This window comes from Ruegeria sp. BI11 (assembly GCF_056538005.1).
Genome location: NZ_JBQFSM010000001.1, coordinates 906,158 through 924,227 on the forward strand (window position 1 = coordinate 906,158; position 18,070 = coordinate 924,227).

The window sequence follows — 18,070 nt, forward strand, 5'->3', positions numbered from 1 at the left end:
AGAGACACATGAAACATATGATGAAAAGTGGCGTCGCCGCCCTTGCACTTGCTATCGGCGCAAACGCCGCAGCGGCCGAAGGCGAGCTGGTTCTGTACCATTGGTTCGAATACATTCCGCAGGAACTGCTGGACAAGTTCACCGAAGAAACCGGCATCAATGTCACCATGGATACCTACGACTCGAACGAGGCAATGCTGGCTTCGCTCAAGGCTGGTGGTATCGGAACCTATGATGTGTCAGTGCCTGGCGACTACATGGTTTCGATCATGGCGGGCGAAGGTATGTTGGACACAATCGCGGATGGCGAATTGAAGAACAAAGGCAACATTTCTGACGAATGGGCGGACCCCGGCTTCGATCCGGGCCGTCAATCTTCGATCCCTTATCAGTGGGGATCTACCAGTTTTGCGGTTAACCGCGACGCCTATGATGGAGACATTCAGACCACGGACATCTTGTTCAACCCACCCGCCGAATTGCAGGGCCGCATCAACATGCTGGACAGTCAGGGCGAAGTGATGGCTATGGCCGCGCTACATATGGGGATCCCGCAGTGTTCCACAGATCGTGAGCAGCTGAAGGCGCTGAACGCCATGCTGCAAGAGGCCAAACAACATTGGGCGTCGTTCAACTCGGATACCGCTAAAGAAGTTCTGGTCTCGGGCGATGCTGCCGTTGGCCAGATCTATGACGGGTTCTCGGCCAAGGCGCGCGAAGAAGGGGCCAATGTGGAATACGCCTTTCCAACCCAAGGTTACATCGCCTGGATGGACAACGTCGTTCTTTTGAAAGATGCCCCCAACCGCGATAACGCGCTGATCTTCATGGATTTCTTGCTGGAACCTGAAAATATTGCGGCCGTCTCCAACTTTGCGCAGTACAATGCCGGTGTGAACGGAGTGAGTGATTTCTTGGATCCGGCGCTGGCCGGACAACCGGAAAAGAACCCTCATGGCAACGCAGGCCAGGGAGTATTCATCGAGGTTTGTGATGAAGAAACCCAGGCGGTGTACGATCAGATCTGGACCAACCTGAAGAAGTAATCCTATTCTTCTGAGTGACAGCCCTCCGGGTCAGTATCACCTGCCTCGGAGGGCTGTCTTCATTCATGGCCGCTGTGGCTAATGGAAGGAGACTGCACAATGCAAAAGCCAATTCGTTTGCTGCCTGAGGGCAATCCCGAAACCGGCTTTGTTCCGTCCTCTCTGGTGGCGGAAAGCGACTTCACCACCGAAGACAAGACCGAAACCATCAGCAGCTTTTTCGAAAGCCGCGATGAGAAAATCTCGGTCGGTGTCTGGGATTGCGCCCCTTGCCGTGAGGTGATCGAAGCGTATCCCGTGGACGAGATGATGACGGTGCTTTCGGGTTCAGTCACCCTGACTGACGCGGGCGGTTCTGCTCAGACCTTTACGGGTGGTGACACGTTTTTCATTGCCAAAGGCACGCCTTGCACCTGGGAAATCACCCAGACTCTGCGCAAGTTCTATATGATTGCAGCGTGACTGGTGCGTGGCGCGAGCTATTTCGCGCCGCGTAGATTTCTAAGCACCGCCAAGGCGGCAATGCCCAGAAACATGACCTCCATCACGATGGCGCCCGGATTGGGTCGATAGATGAGGGATAGCATAACCAGCGATCCCCCTGCGATGTTCCAAGCATTGAACGCGATCTTGTCGGCAGGAAGGATTTTGCGGGTCGCCAGATAATAGACGCAGATGATAATAGCCGATCCCAGGATGCCGAGGCCATCAACGAAAGTTAGGTCTTGAAGCAGGGTCATGCTCTGTCTCAGTTGCTGATGTCGTCGAGGATACGGTCCATCATCGCGTCGCAAGCGTTCAGTTGATCGATCTCAAGGTATTCATCTGGCTTGTGTCCCTGACGTTCCATTGAACCAGGCCCGCAGACGACGGTCGGAATACCCAACTCGCTGAAAAACCCGGCCTCGGTGCCAAAGGCGACCTTGGTTGTGGCGTTGCTTTGTGCAAGTTTCTGGGCATACGCGATGACGCCTTCTGCCTCGACGACATCCAGTCCGGGATAGGCGTTATACTGTTCAACCTCAATGCGCGCCTCTGGGCATAGGGTTTGATACCGGGTGCCGACCCTGACCGCTGCGTCCTGAATTTGTGACAGGATGTCTTTTCCAAGATCCGAGGCAAGATGACGGTACTCAAAGGTCAACTCAGCCCGGTCCGGCACAATATTCAGCGCCTTTCCGCCCGACATCACTCCCACGTGGAACGTTGTGTAGGGCACCGAATAGGCCGGATCGCTATTCCCATTTTTGGCATAGGCTTCCTGCAAGGCGCGCAACTCTCCTACAAAATCGGTTGCAAGATAAAGCGCGTTAACGAACTTCGGAGCCAGGGCTGAATGCCCACTTTGGCCATGACAGACGGCTCGCAACGCGGCTTTTCCTTTGTGCCCAACTGCCACCTGCATCTCAGTAGGTTCGCCGACGAAACAAGCGCGTGGTTGGCCCAGCATTGGGGCGAGCCGATCCAGCATGTGTTGAATGCCGACGCACCCCACCTCTTCGTCATATGACAGCGCGATCTTAAGCGGTTCCCGGAGTTCATTTCCTGTGGTTCGGTCTGCCAGAGACATGACCGAAGCCACGTACCCTTTCATATCTGTGGTGCCACGACCATAAACACGATTACCTTCGCGGGTCAGGCGAAACGGGTCTTTTGTCCAGCTTTGGCCTTCGACCGGGACAACGTCTGTATGCGCCGACAACAGAACCCCGTCACCTTCCGGCCCTTTTTCTGCGTATAGCCCAGTTTTGTCGCCACCTGGATCTGTGATGCGATGGACAGCAAAACCGCGCGCTTCCAGAAACTCTTCGACATATGCAGCAAGTTCGAGGTTCGAGTTCTTGCTAACCGTATCGAAACCGACCAGTTTGTCTAGAATGTCCAGTGTAGACGTCATGCGAATTGAACCTGCTTTTCGGATTGGCGACCGGTTTGATCCCCGCTCTGCTGGGGATTTTCCTTAAGCCTATACGATGGGCAGAATACTTAAATCTGGGAATGGCGAAGCAGAGGTTAGGTTTTTTCGAAGAACCGGCGATCACGCTTTGTCCGAAGCGCACAACCCCGGAAGTGTTCCCGATTTCACAGCCCGCGCACAGTGTTCGACAAAGGCCTTTAGGGTGTTTGTTTCATTCTCGGCCCGCGCGCGTAGCAAGCCAAGGCGCATTGGGCGCAACTCTCCAGCCAAAGGCACAAAGATCAGTTTCTTCCCATCTGGCGACAAGCTGTTCAGAGGGCGAATATTCGCAATTGAGAATCCGAAACCGTTGGCAACCAAAGAACGCATCACTGACATGTCTGCGGTTCGTTCTGCGATATTAGGCTTCATATTTGCCTCACTGAAAAACGACAAAAAATACTCACCGCTGAATGGTAAATCCAGCAGAACCATGGGGCTGTCCTGTAGATCCGGAATCGTCAACTCAGTGCGGTTCGCTAACGCGTGATTTTCCCCCAGAACCACATAGGGCGGGAGGTCGTGAAGAGGTTGGAATTCAAGATCGGTGGGAATGTCCAGATCGTAGGTCAATGCGATGTCCAGCTCAGCTCGACGCAGTTGGCTGAAAATATCGGCCTGATTCAATTCACGCTGTTCAATGCGTACATCGGGGTAGCTGTTTTCGAAATCGCGCCGCAACCCTGGCAATATAATCTGGGCAAATGTGACCAGACATCCAACAGACAGAATGCCTTGAACCTTACCGGTGATTTCCCCTGCCAGCGTGGCGAGCAATTCGGCTTCACGCAGGACAAACTCGGTGCGTTCCATGAGTTTGTGCCCGGCCTTGGTCAGCGATAGTCCACGCGCGTGTTCGCGCACGAACAAGGCGACCCCGAATTCAACCTCGAGCTGGGTAATCGCCGCTGAGATTGACGGCGACGACACGTTCAATTTGTCGCTGGCAGCGGCGATGCTACCCGCCTTTCCGACCGCTACAAAATACTCAAGCTGCCGCAGCGTGTATCTGAAAGGCAATGGCACATCTCCGCTTGGCCGCGGATCAAGCCTTGTACTTGATCCACGTGGTCTTCAAAGCAGTATACTTTTCAAGCGAGTGCAATGACAAATCACGACCAAAACCTGACTGTTTCATGCCTCCGAATGGGGTCATCGCTGAAAGGGCGTCCACCGTGTTCACAGAGACGGTGCCAGCCATCAGATTGTCAGACACCCTGCAAGCACGGGAAAGGTTGTCGGTCCAGACTGACGCCGCCAAGCCATAGATCGAGTCATTCGCCATGCTGACGGCTTGTTCTTCGGTATCAAAGGGAATGACCGACAGGACGGGGCCAAAAATCTCGTCGCGCGCCAGCGGATTGTCATGCGCCACGTCGTCGAAGATTGTTGGTTGAACAAAGCAGCCCTTGCCCTCAACGGTGACACGCTCACCGCCTGTAACCAGATTGGCGGTTTGCTTGCCGTCTTCAACAAAGCGCATGATACCTTGCGTTTGCTGTTCATCGACGATCGCACCCATTTTCGATGCGGGATCCAATGGGTCGCCTGGCTGCATCGCTTGCGCACGGGCAATCAGCTTTTCAACAAACGCATCCTTAATCGAACGTTCTACATAAAGCCGTGAATTGGCCGAACAAACCTCACCCTGATTGAAGAAGATACCAAAGGCGGCCATGTCGGCGGCGGCGTCCAGGTCCTCGCAGTCTGCGAATACTAGATTAGGGCTTTTGCCGCCTGTTTCTGGCCAGACCTGTTTCAGGTTCGACTGTCCCGAGTACTGCATGAACATCTTACCGATTGCAGTCGAACCGGTGAATGCGAGACAGTCTACATCCATGTGCAAACCCAGCGCCTTGCCTGCGGTTACCCCAAAACCGGGAACAACGTTGAAAACACCGTCTGGAATACCAGATTCGGCCGCCAGTTCCGCGAGCCGTAGCGCGGACAAAGGCGATTGTTCCGCCGGTTTCAGTACAACCGAGTTTCCTGCGGCTAGCGCAGCGGCGGCTTTCCACGTTGCCATATCAAGCGGAAAGTTCCACGGGGTCACCGCACCGACAACACCCAACGGCACGCGACTAACCAACGCCAAGTCGCCGGGGCCGGTCGGGGCAACCTCGTCATACACCTTGTCGACGGCTTCGGCATACCATTGGAAAAAGTGGGCAGATCCCGGTGCGTCGATGGTCACGGCATCCGTTACCAATTTACCCATGTCCAAGCTGTCCAGCAGCGCCATCTCTTCAAGATTCTCGCGGATCAAATCGGCGAGTTTCAGCATCACCACCTTGCGATCACCCGGTGTCATACGCGACCAGCGACCATCCTCGAATGCGATACGGCCTGCGGCCACGGCGCGGTTGATGTCTTCTTCGTCGCATTCAGCGACCGGGGTCAGAACCGCCCCTGTGGCTGGGTTGATACTGTCAAAAGTCTTGCCTGATGCGGCATCGGTGAATTTACCGTCGATAAAGGCTTGACCCCGGAACGACAGACTGGCGGCGCGGCTTTTCCAATCCGCGTGGGTATTGTCCAACATTTTGTTTCTCCCTGATTATTCGTCGCCGGGGACGCCGTAGGATGGTGCTTCGCGCGGGTCGAGGGCGCGCTGGGTATAGGCGTCAAGTTGCGGTTTGTAGATGTCCCAAGCAGTCGCGATGGTCTCGATTGGGCAATCCTCAGTCCAGTCGCAACGCAGATCCGCCACCGGCCAACTGACCTTGTCGACGATCTTCATTCCTGCCGAATGCACGGGGCCTGCTTCGCCACCGACGGCTAAACCGGCCCGCATTGCAGCAATCAGACGGTCTCCGATATGCCCAGCGGATGACAGGAACCCGTCAACTATGGCCTGTGGAATGGCGTCGTTGTCCAAAAGGTTTCCGCCTGAGGCGACGTTTTCTGCCTGTGCCTGCGTCCAAATGCCTAGGCTGTTGGGGCCGGAATGAATCGCCGTGCGCCCTTCGGTGTCCACGGCCAAAACCTGACGGTATTCGATGAATTTCGCCTGAGCTTTCATGGCCTCGATCGCTTGAGGCGCGGATTTGCCCTGTTCCATCAAGTCCAGTGTTAGCGGGCCGAGGCTGGGATCCGTCACATTCTGCGATGCAACTGCACCGACACCGGCTCGGGCAAAGGAACAGCGCGCGGCGACTGCGGGTGACGACGACGAAATCGCCAGACCGAACATACCGGTCTCAGCGCACCGGGCAACCAGTGAAAAAGTCATACAGACCTCCTTAACGACAAAGACCGGGCCGCGCGTGTTGAGAGCATGTCTGCGCAGCCCGGTATCCTCAATTGATCGATGCGATCAGTCGGGAATAACAGCGGTACCGTCGATCTCAACCAACCACTCGGGGCGAGCCAACGCCTGAACGACCAGCCCTGTCGAGCAAGGATGAACCCCTTTGATATACTCACCCATGGTCCGGTATACGGCTTCGCGGTGGCGGACGTCGGTGATGTAAACCACCACCTTGACCAGATGCTCCATCGAGCCACCCGCCTCTTCGATCAACTGCTTGATGTTTTGCATCACCTTGTGGGTCTGTTCGACGGGATCATGGCTGTCGATATTGACCGCATCTTCCAGGTTCTGCGGACACTGGCCGCGCAGGTATACTGTTTTCCCACCCTGTGTAACAACGGCCTGACACAGGTCGTTGTCGAGGTTTTGTTCTGGATAAGTCTCTTTGGTGTTGAATTTACGAATGCGTGTATGCGCCATTTCGATGTCCTGACTTTGTTATTCTGCTGCAGTTGGCGCGACAATTGCCGCTTCGCCGTCGTATTCGGCGTAGGCACGCTGAATCGCGATTTGGTCCGCGATGTATTTTGCGTCGTGCCAAACGCCCCAAAGAAAGGTCGAGCCGCGACGGGACTGCCAGGGAAGACCCAAGAAATACACATCTGGCTCAACTGAAACGCCGCGCTGATGCATTGGAGCGCCCTTGTCGTCAAAAGCGTTTGCCTTGATCCAACTAAAATCCTGCCGGAAACCCGTGGCCCAGATAATCGTGGTAATGCCTTCCTTTTTGAAATCAACCGAGCTGAGTGGATTGGTCAGGCAATTCGGATCGGCAAAAGCTTCGCGAGCTTCTGGCTCTTCCGGCAATTCGATACCCGTGCGTTCCACATAGGCGTCTGCCAGATCCAGCATTTCGTTGTAGTTGGCATCACCTGAGGCCACGTTACGCTGTAGATCATCCGCAAAGCTGAGCACACCGTTTTCAAAGCTCCTGGTCAGGCCCACAAGAGTGACGCCCTCGTTACCCAGACGACGGAAGTCCATCGTATGTCCACCATATGCGCCGCTGACAGAGATGGTTACATGTTCGGTTCCCGGCTTCATTGCAGCCACATCCCAAAGTCCCAAGACACCCAGCCACCAGACAAAATCGCGGCCACGGTAACGGCGCGGTGGACGGTCATGCGGACCTACCGACAGGAAAACCTTGCGCCCGGCGCGGTTCAGCTCATCTGCAATTTGCGCGCCGGATGAACCGGCTCCAACAACCATCACGGCACCGTCAGCCAGTTGGTTAGGGTTCTTGTAATAGAACGAGTGGATTTGTTCGACGCCAGCAGTTTCCGGCACAATTGGCGGAATGACAGGGTGCTGGAATGCGCCAGTTGCGGCTACAATACGCTTGGCGTGAATTTCTCCGGCAGAAGTTTCAACACGGAAACCACCTTCGCCAGGCAACCGCTCGGCTTTGAGCGCTTCAACACCCTCGCGGATAGGTGCCTGCACCATTTCTGCGTATTCGACCAGGTATTCAGCGACGCGGTCTTTTGAAACGAATGCATCCGGGTCATCCCCCTTAAACAGTAGGCTTGGAAAACGGTCATGCCATGCCGGGCCATTGGCTACCAAAGCATCCCAGCGACCTGTTCGCCACGCCTCCGCAGTCCGGTTCTTTTCCAGAATGATGTGAGGCACTTTGTTGTTTCCCAGGTGCTCGCTTAGCGCGATACCTGCCTGCCCGCCGCCAACAACCAGCGTATCCGTTTTCTCAATGGACATGTGTCGGTTCCCTATAACTGCGTCTCGAATTGACCCGGAGAGGTCGCTAATTTCGCGCGTTTTGAGCTGGTCTGAGAGGCGAGTGACCGCAATGGGCCAAGCGCCTTGCAGTTTCAAAAACCGGACATCAGCGCGTAACCAGGGCTTTGACCAATTCCAGGGTAAAGGCCGCTTGGGTTTAACGCTTACTGTGCCGCTCCAGCACGAATTGCACGTTTCCGGGATAAGGTTTCACAAGTTGGGGAGAGGCGAAATTACTGTCTAACTTACTCTTAATTAGGCTTTGGCTAACCCGCCGAGATTTATGCTTGTTTCCCTGCCGGTTGCCCACTTTCCGAAAGGTACGGTGCGATGAGGTAATACAATTCACCCTGCGAAGAAATTTGGCATTTCCGATAGAGTTGCTTGCGCAAAACCTTAACGGTCTGGGGGCTGATACCCAAAGTCAAGCCAATCGAAATCGACGAATGACCCTGCAGGATTAAGAGTGCAACCTGCGCCTGCCTTGGGCTGAGGCTGATGTCTTGTTCAGCGGTCAGGCGCTGACGCAATTGCTCAACAACATCTTCCGGCTCTGTCTCATTGGTTGGCTGAAGGTCAGACCAGTTCATCCTCACCAGCGCATTAACGACTGGGGCGGCGTTTTTGGCCGCATTGTAATCCTTGGGTGAAAATCGCGACGCGGTTGTCGCGTCCCTGCCGATACATACAGTGATCGAGATTTCGGGGGTGAGGCTGGCAAAAAAGGCAAGCTCATCAGTTAATGTCGTGTTTGTATAGTAGGATTTGAAATATTCATTGCGCTGAAACTGATCGGGCGCAATGTCCGTTAATCTGTAGAGGCCATCCGCTGCGCGGCTTTGGTGCAGGCCATAGAACGGATCCAACAGATAGGCGCCTTTGACATAGTGGCTGTCGATACGCTCAAAAACGCGACTATCGCGTGCGTGTGTCATCAAGACTTGAGGGTTGCTGCGATGAAAGAAGGCAATAATCGCGAAGTTATCGAATGAACATGTCCGGTCCAGCCAAGCCTGCAGCGCGTCGCCGAAACGTTGCGATCCAATTGCCATGATTGCCACCGAAAGCGCGTCTGGTGCCGGAATTGTTGTCACTTTCGAATACCCCCCTGGGGGTATATACCCCTTAAATTAGCCGAAGTAACCTTAATCCCCAAAAAGAGTGGTATGCAACTCACCCTGTGACCGTCCCCTGACGGGGCCTTATCGGATCAGCGAAATTGCATCGGGAAAACAAAGGGATTGATCATGGCTAAAGATACACTCGACATTCTTGCACAGGACGAACACCTGATTCAGTCCTTCGCTGACCTGAACGCGCTGAAGCAGCAAGGCGCGCGCACCGTGATTTCACGCGCAAAGGGCGCATATGTTTACGATAGCGACGGAACCGAACTGATTGACGGAATCGGAGGCCTTTGGTGCGTCAATATCGGCCACGGCAATGATGAGATGATCGCCGCAATCTCGGATCAGCTGAAAACGCTGGATTACTATTCGACCTTCTACAACTTCACCCACCCGGCAGCAGCAGCGTTGGCAGAGAAGATCGCGAAACTTGCGCCGGGTCATTTGAACGCTGTGTATTTTGGCAATTCCGGCTCGGTCGCCAATGACAGTGCCATTCGTATGCTGCACCACTACAATATCCGCAAAGGGAAGCCGGAAAAGAAGCTGGTCTTGTCGCGGCACGGTGCCTATCACGGCTCGACTCATCTGGCGATGGCCATGACCACACCGGGTTATTCCGAAGGTTGGCACGCGGCCAGTGAATTGGTTCACCACCTACGCTCACCCCATTACTGGCGCGAAGGCGGTGAGATGACCGAGGCCGAGTTCCTCGATACCCTGATCGACGATCTAAGACAAAGCATTGAGCGGATCGGTTCAGAAAACATCTGTGCTTTCATCGCCGAACCCATCCAGGGTGCAGGCGGTGTTGTAACTGCACCCAAAGGTTACCACAGGCGTGCTTGGGAAATCTGCCAAGCCAACGACATCAAATACGTGGCAGATGAGGTCGTCACAGCTTTTGGCCGTCTTGGGCATTTCTTTGCGTCAAAAGACGTGTTTGGCATGGTGCCCGACATCATCACCACAGCCAAAGGTTTGACCTCAGGCTATCAGCCGCTTTCAGCCACGATCGTCTCGGACGATATTCACGAGGTGATCTCGGGTCCGAAGGGTATGTTCTTGCATGGCATGACCTATTCTGGACACCCTGCGGCAGCAGCAGCAGGCCTCACCAATATCGCGATCATGGAGCGCGACGACATTCCCGAGCGCGTACGGACAACCGGAAAGCAGTTCGAAAACAACCTGCGCGGCCTGACAGACATAGAGTTGGTCGGCGAAGTGCGCGGCAGCCATTTCATGATGGGTATCGAGTTCGTCAAGGACCGGGCCACCAAGGAAAGCCATCCCGCAGAGGCGCAGGTCGGTCTCAAAGTCGCTCGCGCCTGCCAGAAACGTGGTCTCATTGCGCGCCCGCTCGGCAACGTCCTGATCCTGTCTCCAACGTTGATTATGGACGAACCCATGATTGACCGCATCGAAGCCATCCTGCGCGACGCCATCACCGAAGTCGCCGCCGGTCTGTAATCCCGCTCTGCGGGGTCATGCCCCCGCCTTGTTACCTATTAGCCAGCTACAAGGAGCCAGCTATGCGCGATCCCCGCTATGACATTCTGTTCGAGCCGATGAACATCGGCCCTCTGACCGCCAAGAACCGGTTCTATCAGGTGCCCCATTGCAATGGAGGCGGATATCGTGACCCTTCCGCCGCCGCCGCGATGCGGGGGATCAAAGCCGAAGGCGGCTGGGGCGTGATCTTTACTGAACAGTGCGAGATGCACCACACGTCCGAGATCACGCCCTTCATCGAACTTCGGCTGTGGGAGGACAAGGACATCCCGCAACTGCGCAAGATGTCTGAACGGATGAAGACACATGGCGCGTTGGCCGGTATCCAGCTGGCCTATTCCGGTATCAACGGGCCGAACCTGTATACCAAAGAGGTTCCACTAGCCCCCTCTGCCCTGCCAATCCGCACATTCACCAACGACCCGGTGCAGGCCCGCGCTCTGGACAAGCAGGACATCAAGGACTTGCGTCGGTGGTTCGTAAACGCTGCGAAACGCTCGAAAGAAGCTGGTTTCGATCTGATCTGCCTGTACGGCGCACATGGGTTTGGCATCTTCCAGCACTTCCTCAGCCGTGCCACCAACCAACGCAGCGACGAATATGGTGGTTCTCTGGAGAACCGAGCGAGGTTCAGCCAAGAGGTCATCGCAGATATGCGTGATGCCGTAGGTGATACCATGGCGATCACGCTTCGGGTGTCTTTGGACGAAACTATTGGAGAGCTCGGTTTTTCAAACGCCGAGGTGCGTGACTACATCGAGATGAACAAGGACCTACCAGACCTCTGGGATCTGGCGCAGGGCACTTGGGAAGATTGTTCCGGCCCCTCTCGGTTCAAAGAAGAGGCCGCACAAGAACTGCTGGTGCGCGGCATTCATGAATTGACCGACAAGCCCATCGTAGGGGTTGGTCGGTTCACATCACCGGATGTAATGGCCAAGATGGTCAAGTCAGGCACGCTGGACTTCATTGGTTGCGCCCGTCCGTCGATTGCCGATCCATTCTTGCCGAAGAAGATCGAGGAAGGCCGGATCGAGGACATCCGCGAATGCATTGGGTGCAACATCTGCATCACTGGTGATATGACCATGTCAATCAGCCGTTGCACCCAGAATCCGACCTTCATGGAGGAATGGCGCAAAGGCTGGCACCCCGAGAAGATGAACGAAAAAGGCGACAGCTCGAACGTGCTGATCGTTGGCTCGGGCCCTGCCGGGCTCGAGGCTGCCTGGGCGCTTTGTCGTCGCGGTTATGACGTAGCTGTGGCAGAGGCTCGTGACATGATCGGCGGCCGTGTTGCCCGCGAACGCCTTTTGCCGGGCCTTTCGGCTTGGGGCCGTGTCGTGGATTATCGCGACTATCAGCTCAGCCAGCGTCCGAATGTGGAAATCTATCGTGAAAGCGAGTTGGATGCCGAGAGCATTCTGGAGTTCGGCTTTGAAAACGTCTGCATTGCTACGGGTTCTACATGGCGTAACGACGGGGTCTCGCGTCAGCACGTCGTGCCGATGCCAATTGCCGAAGGTGCCAATGTCTATACCCCTGATGATCTGATGGATGGCACAATTCCGTCAGGCCGCGTGGTGGTGTATGACGATGACCACTATTACATGGGTGGAGTGCTGGCCGAACTTCTGGCCAAGAACGGCGCACAGGTGACGCTGATCACGCCATCGGCCTATGTCAGTGACTGGACCAACAACACACTCGAACAGATTGCCATCCATCCGCGACTGGTCGACGCGGGCGTCGAGATTGTGCTTAACCAAGGCGTCACTGAAATTCACCCAGATCATGTGGTTTCAAACTGCGTTTACACCGACCGCAACTGGAAGATCGAGGCAGATGCCGTTGTGATGGTTGCGTCACGTCTGGAAAACAACGGGGTATTCAATGACCTGAAAGAACGTGAGGCCGAATGGGCGGATGCAGGTATCAAATCGGTCAAACTGATTGGTGACGCCAACGCTCCGGGTCCGATCGCCTGGGCAACCTATGCCGGTCACCGCTATGCCCGCGAACTTGACGGCAATGATATTGGTGACGATCTGCCCTTCCGCCGTGAAATCACAGAACTTGCGGTAGACTGAGATCATTGCTGAGTTTTAGGCGGCAAAGGCCGAACTCTGCCGCCTTATAAATCTGAACGCCGTTTGGCACCTTCGACGCCTCAATAGGTGCAACCGTATCGGTACGACCAAAAGCTCGCTTTCTCTAACTTCCGATGAATTGCTCGCTGTTTTCTAAGATTTTCTTACGGTGTGAATGTCCGCATTAGCTTCGAAACTGTTAGCAGTTTGCGACAGCCACGAATGACGATTCTCCGCCCATTCGACTCAAGGGCCAATTTCAGACCTACCCTTCAGCGTTATTTCGGCATTGAGCGTCACATAGAATGCCAGAGTGCCGAATCTGCGGCCAGCCTCAACACGGGTTGGCAAAATGTGAGGATCTTTAGCCTCTAAACTGCATAACGGCTGAGCATCATTTCAACGCTGTTGTTGATGGTTTCGGCCATTTCGGGCTCGCTCAATACTGACCCTGTGAACAACAGCGGCCAGAAGGCTCGCGCCTTGATCAGGCCGATGAATTCGCGCCCGGCTTGTTCAGGGTCGTCGATTCGCAATTGGCCGTCTTCGGCCGCATCTCGCATCATGCCAATGAAGGCAGCAGTTTTGTCGAGCTTGCCCGTCGCTTCGGCGGCAAGGCCCGGGCTGCGCAAGGTTTCGCTGATCACCATTCGGGACATCGCCATCACGTCAGGCATCATCAGAATGCGCCCTTCGGCCCAGGCCAGCTCGGTCAATTGCTCGCGAATATCACGCCCTTTTTCATACCGAATTTCGACAACTTCGGCAAAGCGGCTGGACAGTTCGATCACAATTGAGCGAAATAGATTTTCCTTGCTTTCAAAATACTTATACAGCGTACGCTTAGACACCTCGGCCTGTGCCGAGATGCGATCCATACTGGCCGCGGCAAAGCCCTTGTCCTGGAACTCGGCCACAGCAGCTTCGATGATCTGCGCGTATTTGGTCGCATTCGGTGCGCTGCATTCGGTCATGTCAGAGCTATAGACCTATTGACAGGGGGCGGTCAAATCCTAGGTAAACGCCAGAGTTTACACAGGTGGATTTCTGTGCCACTAGTAAACGCGCCAGTTTACCGACTCAGGTAACCAGCCCAACACGGAAGGTCCCCTCATGGCACTGACTTTGAAATTGAACGGCGAAACCCACACGGTTGACGCCGAACCCGGCACGCCCCTGCTGTGGGTAATCCGGGATGAATTGAAACTGACCGGAACCAAATTCGGCTGCGGCGTCGCTTCGTGCGGTGCGTGCACTGTACACTTGAATGGAGAGCCCGTGCGCTCGTGCCAGACATATATCGAAGACGTCGAAGATGCCGAGATCACCACAATCGAGGCAGTTGGCGAGGACAAGATCGGCGCCGCCGTTCAGCAGGCCTGGGTCGAGTTGGACGTGGTCCAGTGCGGATATTGCCAATCGGGCCAGGTGATGTCCGCGGTTGGCCTGCTATCCGAAAACCCCAAGCCAAGCGCTGAAGAGATCGACGACTACATGTACGGCAACGCCTGCCGCTGCGCCACCTATCAACGCATCCGCGCCGGCATTCAGCGCGCGTCCGAAATTCTGGAGGCCTGATCCATGACCATCAACACTTCTCGCCGTGGATTTCTGAAAGGTGCCGCCGCTGCTGGTGCAGTTCTCCTGGTTGGTGCGCGCCCGGATGGTGCGTTGGCCGTGGCGACGTCCGAAACCACAAAGTTCAACCCTTTTGTCAGAATTGATGCCGACGGCACCGTGACCGCCATCGTCAAGCATTTTGAAAAGGGCCAAGGTCCCGCAACCGGTTTGCCGACCCTGATCGCCGAGGAAATCGGCTTGCGAATGGATCAGATCGAATACGAATTTGCGCCGTCTAACCCGCAGATCTACAACAACCTACTGTTCGGCCCCTTCCAGGGCACGGGCGGGTCGACTGCGATGGCGAACTCATGGCTGCAATACCGTCAGGCGGGGGCCGCCGCACGCGAGATGCTGATCGCGGCTGCCGCTCAAAGCTGGGGCGTAGAAGCCGCAGGCATCACCATCGAGGAAGGCGTTGTCAAAGCTGGCGATCAGTCTGCCCCGATTGCTGAATTCGTGGCCGCAGCCTCTCAGCTTGATGCGCCAGCTGAGCCGCGCTTGAAGGACCCGTCGGAATTCCGTCTGATCGGCAACGAAGCCGTGCGCCGCAAGGATTCAGCGATCAAGGGCAACGGTCAGGCAAAGTACGCGATGGACGTTCACCTGCCGAACCAGATGGTCGCCATGATCAAGCGCCCGGACTCGCGCGGAGGGGTCGCCAACGGCTTTGACGACAGCGCGTCGAAAGAGGTCAAAGGCTACATCTCTGCCGCTGTATTGCCAAATCAGGCAGGGGTCGCGGTTTACGCCGAAAACACCTGGGCCGCGATTCAGGCACGCGACGCGCTCGAGGTAGACTGGGATATGTCGGGCGCCGAAACCCGCCATTCCGATCAGATCAAGGCCGAGATTATGGCCGCACTGGACGCCGCACCCACATACAATGTGAACAAAGCGGACGTTGCAGCGGTTGCGGCGGCAATCGAAGGCGCGGACAAGGTCATCGAAAAGACCTTTTATTTCCCGCTGCTGGCGCATGCACCGATGGAGCCGCTGAACTGCACCATCGAACAATCCGCCGAGGGCGATATCGTTCTGCATGACGGTGCGCAGATGCCAACCGGCCCGCATATGGCGTATCAACAGATCTTCCAACTGCCGCCAGAAAAGATCCACATTAAAACGATGCTGGCTGGCGGGTCCTTCGGACGTCGCGCGACGCCGGATGCGGATTATCAGGTCGAGGCCGCGCTGGCCTTTGTCGTCACCGACCGCTCGCGTCCGGTCAAGCTGGTCTGGACGCGCGAGGATGACATTCGCAGCGGCTATTACCGCCCAGCCTTCGGTCACAAGGTTCGCGTGGGTCTGAATACCGATGGCGATATCGTCGGCTGGCAGCATCAGGTGGCTGGTCAATCCGTCATCAAAGGCACTCCGTTCGAATCCGTTCTGGTGCATGACGGAGTCGACCACAGCTCGATCGAGGGCATCGCGGACAGTCCCTATACGATCCCCGGCATGGCGCTTGGCCTGACCGACACGCCCAAGGCAACGACGGTTCTGTGGTGGCGGTCCGTGGGCCACACCCACACCGGCTATGTCATGGAGACGATGATGGACGCCGTTGCCGAGGCCGCAGGTCGCGATCCGGTGGAGTTCCGCCTGTCACACCTCGCGGATACCAGCAACCCGGATCAGCAACGCAAAGCAGGCGTTCTGAAGCTAGCCATAGAAAAAGCCGGTTGGGGTAACGTTCCCGCAGGCCGCGCGCAGGGCGTCGCAGTTCATAAGTCTTTTGGGTCCTATGCCGCTCAGGTCGTCGAAGTTTCGGGCGATCCGGAAAACGGCATCAAGATCGAAAAGGTCACCTGTGCCATCGACTGCGGGATTGCCGTGAACCCCGACGTAGTGCGTGCGCAGATGGAAGGTGGAATCGGTTACGGCATCGGCCACGTCATGCGAGACCAGATCACGCTGACGGACGGTACCGTGGATCAGTTCAACTTTCCTGATTACGAGCCGCTGCGCATCGGGGACATTGCCACGATTGACGTGCACATCGTCCCATCTGCCGAGGCACCTACGGGTGTTGGCGAACCGGGCACACCGCCTTCGGCCCCGGCACTGGCCAATGCGATCAACGCACTCTCCGGCACGCATGTCGCCGAACTGCCAATGGCTGAAAACGGCATCAGCTTCGTTTAAAGCCCCTGCTCCGCGCCTTCCCCCTCGGGCGCGGAGCAACTTACTGAGGACCGCTCAAGAGATAATTTGATCAAATTTCGTGACAACGCGCGCTTAACCTATTACATCTCGGGTAACTCGAAGGATGGAGACCCCGATGGATCTGAGCGCCCTGCACAGTTTTCGCGTTGCTGCCTGTGACCTTAATGGCCAGATGCGCGGCAAACGAGTGCCGCCCTCATATGCCGACAAACTGACCAAGGGCGCGGTCCGGATGCCCTTTTCCGCGCTGAACGTCGACCTGTGGGGCGCGGATATCGACGGCAGCCCGTTGGTCTTTGAATCCGGCGATGCGGATGGAATGCTGCTGCCGACGGACCGTGGACCGGTGCCGATGCCTTGGTTAGACGCTGATACAGCGCTGGTTCCGATGTGTCTGCATGACGACGCGGGTGTGCCCTTTGCAGGTGATCCTCGTCACGCACTGGCTGCGGTGCTGGAACGCTATGCCCAGCGCGGCTGGTCGGTCGTTGCAGCGACCGAACTGGAGTTTACCCTGCTGGACGCGTCCGGCTCCCAGCCGCAGCCTCCACTCAACCCGGTCACAAATCGGCGCTTGGCGGATGAGGCGGTGCTGTCCATGGCTGAGATGGATGCGTTCGACGCGTTTTTCACCGACCTGTACGACGGGTGCGCAGCAATGGGCATCCCCGCCCAGACGGCGATATCCGAAAGCGGAATTGGCCAGTTCGAGATCAACCTGAACCATCAAGATGCCATGCGTTGCGCCGATGATACGTGGCTTTTCAAGACCTTGACGCGTGGTCTTGCCCGCAAGCACGGGTTTACGGCCACCTTCATGTCCAAACCTTACGCCGACGACGCAGGCAACGGGATGCATGTGCATTTCTCGGTCGTAGACGATCAGGGGCGGAACATGTTTGACAATGGCGGACCGGAAGGCACCGATCTGCTGCGCTGGGCCGTTGCCGGATGTCTGGCAGCGATGCCGGGCTGCACGCTGATCTTTGCGCCCCATGGCAACTCGTACACACGCCTTATACCCGGCGCGCACGCCCCCACTGGCGCCAGCTGGGCTTACGAAAACCGCACCGCCGCTCTGCGCATTCCCGGCGGCGCCCCAGCCGCACGGCGGATCGAGCATCGCGTCGCGGGCGGTGACATAAACCCCTATCTGATGCTGGCCGCCGTTCTGGGTGCCGCGCTGAACGGGATCGAGGATGAGACCGAGCCCCCCGCCCCGATCTCGGGCAATGCTTATGAGATCGACGGGCTTCCGCAACTGGCAGCAGACTGGGGTGCAGCCATCACCGCGTTCGAAACCGATCCGACCGTGGCGCGCATCTTCCCCGCCGATCTGATCCGCTTTTTTGCCATGACCAAGCGACAAGAAATCCGCCGCTTTGCCGACCGCCCGCCGGAAGAGCACTGGCTAAGCTATCTGGAAGCGGTATGACCCTCTTGCTCACGTGAACCCGGTGGGTTAGAATAAATTTGATCAAATTTGGTGACCT

General features: G+C 56.4%; 16 protein-coding genes. 7 read left to right on the forward strand and 9 right to left on the reverse strand.

The features are described 5' to 3' along the window. Window positions 1–8: 8 nt before the first annotated feature. Window positions 9–1,046, forward strand: coding sequence for an extracellular solute-binding protein (locus ACR0DT_RS04495; RefSeq protein ID WP_480709590.1), 1,038 nt, complete (start codon window positions 9–11; stop codon window positions 1,044–1,046). A gap of 99 nt (window positions 1,047–1,145) precedes the next feature. Continuing rightward, window positions 1,146–1,508 carry a cupin domain-containing protein gene (locus ACR0DT_RS04500; protein WP_480709591.1) on the forward strand — a complete coding sequence of 121 codons (363 nt, stop codon included), beginning with the start codon at window positions 1,146–1,148 and terminating at the stop codon, window positions 1,506–1,508. A 17-nt stretch (window positions 1,509–1,525) separates the two neighbouring features. Here the strand turns inward: ACR0DT_RS04500 and ACR0DT_RS04505 are convergent, their stop codons facing one another. From ACR0DT_RS04505 to ACR0DT_RS04540, 8 genes are all read right to left on the reverse strand, one after another. Beyond that, window positions 1,526–1,786 (reverse strand): CBU_0592 family membrane protein, encoded by a 261-nt coding sequence (locus ACR0DT_RS04505; protein WP_480709592.1) that lies wholly within the window; start codon window positions 1,784–1,786, stop codon window positions 1,526–1,528. Between the two features lie 8 nt (window positions 1,787–1,794). Beyond that, window positions 1,795–2,943 (reverse strand): acetylornithine deacetylase, encoded by a 1,149-nt coding sequence (argE, locus tag ACR0DT_RS04510; RefSeq protein WP_480709593.1) that lies wholly within the window; start codon window positions 2,941–2,943, stop codon window positions 1,795–1,797. Between the two features lie 141 nt (window positions 2,944–3,084). Next, window positions 3,085–4,023, reverse strand: a complete 939-nt coding sequence (locus ACR0DT_RS04515; protein WP_480709594.1) for a LysR substrate-binding domain-containing protein — start codon at window positions 4,021–4,023, stop codon at window positions 3,085–3,087. Window positions 4,024–4,048: 25 nt separating this feature from the next. Next, window positions 4,049–5,545: an aldehyde dehydrogenase gene (locus tag ACR0DT_RS04520; protein ID WP_480709595.1), complete on the reverse strand. Its 1,497-nt coding sequence runs from the start codon at window positions 5,543–5,545 to the stop codon at window positions 4,049–4,051. A gap of 15 nt (window positions 5,546–5,560) precedes the next feature. Further along, window positions 5,561–6,235: a DUF1028 domain-containing protein gene (locus ACR0DT_RS04525; protein ID WP_480709596.1), complete on the reverse strand. Its 675-nt coding sequence runs from the start codon at window positions 6,233–6,235 to the stop codon at window positions 5,561–5,563. An 84-nt stretch (window positions 6,236–6,319) separates the two neighbouring features. Beyond that, the gene (locus ACR0DT_RS04530) at window positions 6,320–6,736 is read right to left on the reverse strand and encodes a RidA family protein (RefSeq protein WP_480709597.1); all 417 of its coding nucleotides are present in this window, start codon (window positions 6,734–6,736) and stop codon (window positions 6,320–6,322) included. A gap of 18 nt (window positions 6,737–6,754) precedes the next feature. Continuing rightward, complete coding sequence (locus tag ACR0DT_RS04535) at window positions 6,755–8,035, reverse strand: flavin-containing monooxygenase (RefSeq protein WP_480709598.1); 1,281 nt, start codon at window positions 8,033–8,035, stop codon at window positions 6,755–6,757. Window positions 8,036–8,337: 302 nt separating this feature from the next. Further along, a complete protein-coding gene (locus ACR0DT_RS04540) occupies window positions 8,338–9,150 on the reverse strand; it encodes a helix-turn-helix transcriptional regulator (RefSeq protein ID WP_480709599.1) in 813 nt (270 codons plus the stop codon). Window positions 9,151–9,303: 153 nt separating this feature from the next. Between ACR0DT_RS04540 and ACR0DT_RS04545 the strand changes: the two genes are divergently transcribed. Together ACR0DT_RS04545 and ACR0DT_RS04550 are read left to right on the forward strand one after the other, a co-directional pair. Continuing rightward, a complete protein-coding gene (locus ACR0DT_RS04545; RefSeq protein WP_480709600.1) occupies window positions 9,304–10,656 on the forward strand; it encodes an aminotransferase class III-fold pyridoxal phosphate-dependent enzyme in 1,353 nt (450 codons plus the stop codon). A 62-nt stretch (window positions 10,657–10,718) separates the two neighbouring features. Continuing rightward, window positions 10,719–12,788, forward strand: coding sequence for an oxidoreductase (locus tag ACR0DT_RS04550; RefSeq protein WP_480709601.1), 2,070 nt, complete (start codon window positions 10,719–10,721; stop codon window positions 12,786–12,788). A gap of 371 nt (window positions 12,789–13,159) precedes the next feature. Here the strand turns inward: ACR0DT_RS04550 and ACR0DT_RS04555 are convergent, their stop codons facing one another. After that, entirely contained in the window at window positions 13,160–13,762 is a 603-nt protein-coding gene (locus tag ACR0DT_RS04555) for a TetR/AcrR family transcriptional regulator (RefSeq protein ID WP_480709602.1), read from the reverse strand. A 139-nt stretch (window positions 13,763–13,901) separates the two neighbouring features. Between ACR0DT_RS04555 and ACR0DT_RS04560 the strand changes: the two genes are divergently transcribed. The 3 genes from ACR0DT_RS04560 (at window position 13,902) to ACR0DT_RS04570 (ending at window position 18,012) form a co-directional block, all read left to right on the forward strand. Then, window positions 13,902–14,366 (forward strand): (2Fe-2S)-binding protein, encoded by a 465-nt coding sequence (locus ACR0DT_RS04560; RefSeq protein ID WP_480709603.1) that lies wholly within the window; start codon window positions 13,902–13,904, stop codon window positions 14,364–14,366. A 3-nt stretch (window positions 14,367–14,369) separates the two neighbouring features. Further along, window positions 14,370–16,556 (forward strand): xanthine dehydrogenase family protein molybdopterin-binding subunit, encoded by a 2,187-nt coding sequence (locus tag ACR0DT_RS04565; RefSeq protein WP_480709604.1) that lies wholly within the window; start codon window positions 14,370–14,372, stop codon window positions 16,554–16,556. A gap of 136 nt (window positions 16,557–16,692) precedes the next feature. Further along, window positions 16,693–18,012: a glutamine synthetase family protein gene (locus ACR0DT_RS04570; RefSeq protein ID WP_480709605.1), complete on the forward strand. Its 1,320-nt coding sequence runs from the start codon at window positions 16,693–16,695 to the stop codon at window positions 18,010–18,012. Window positions 18,013–18,070 lie beyond the last annotated feature (58 nt).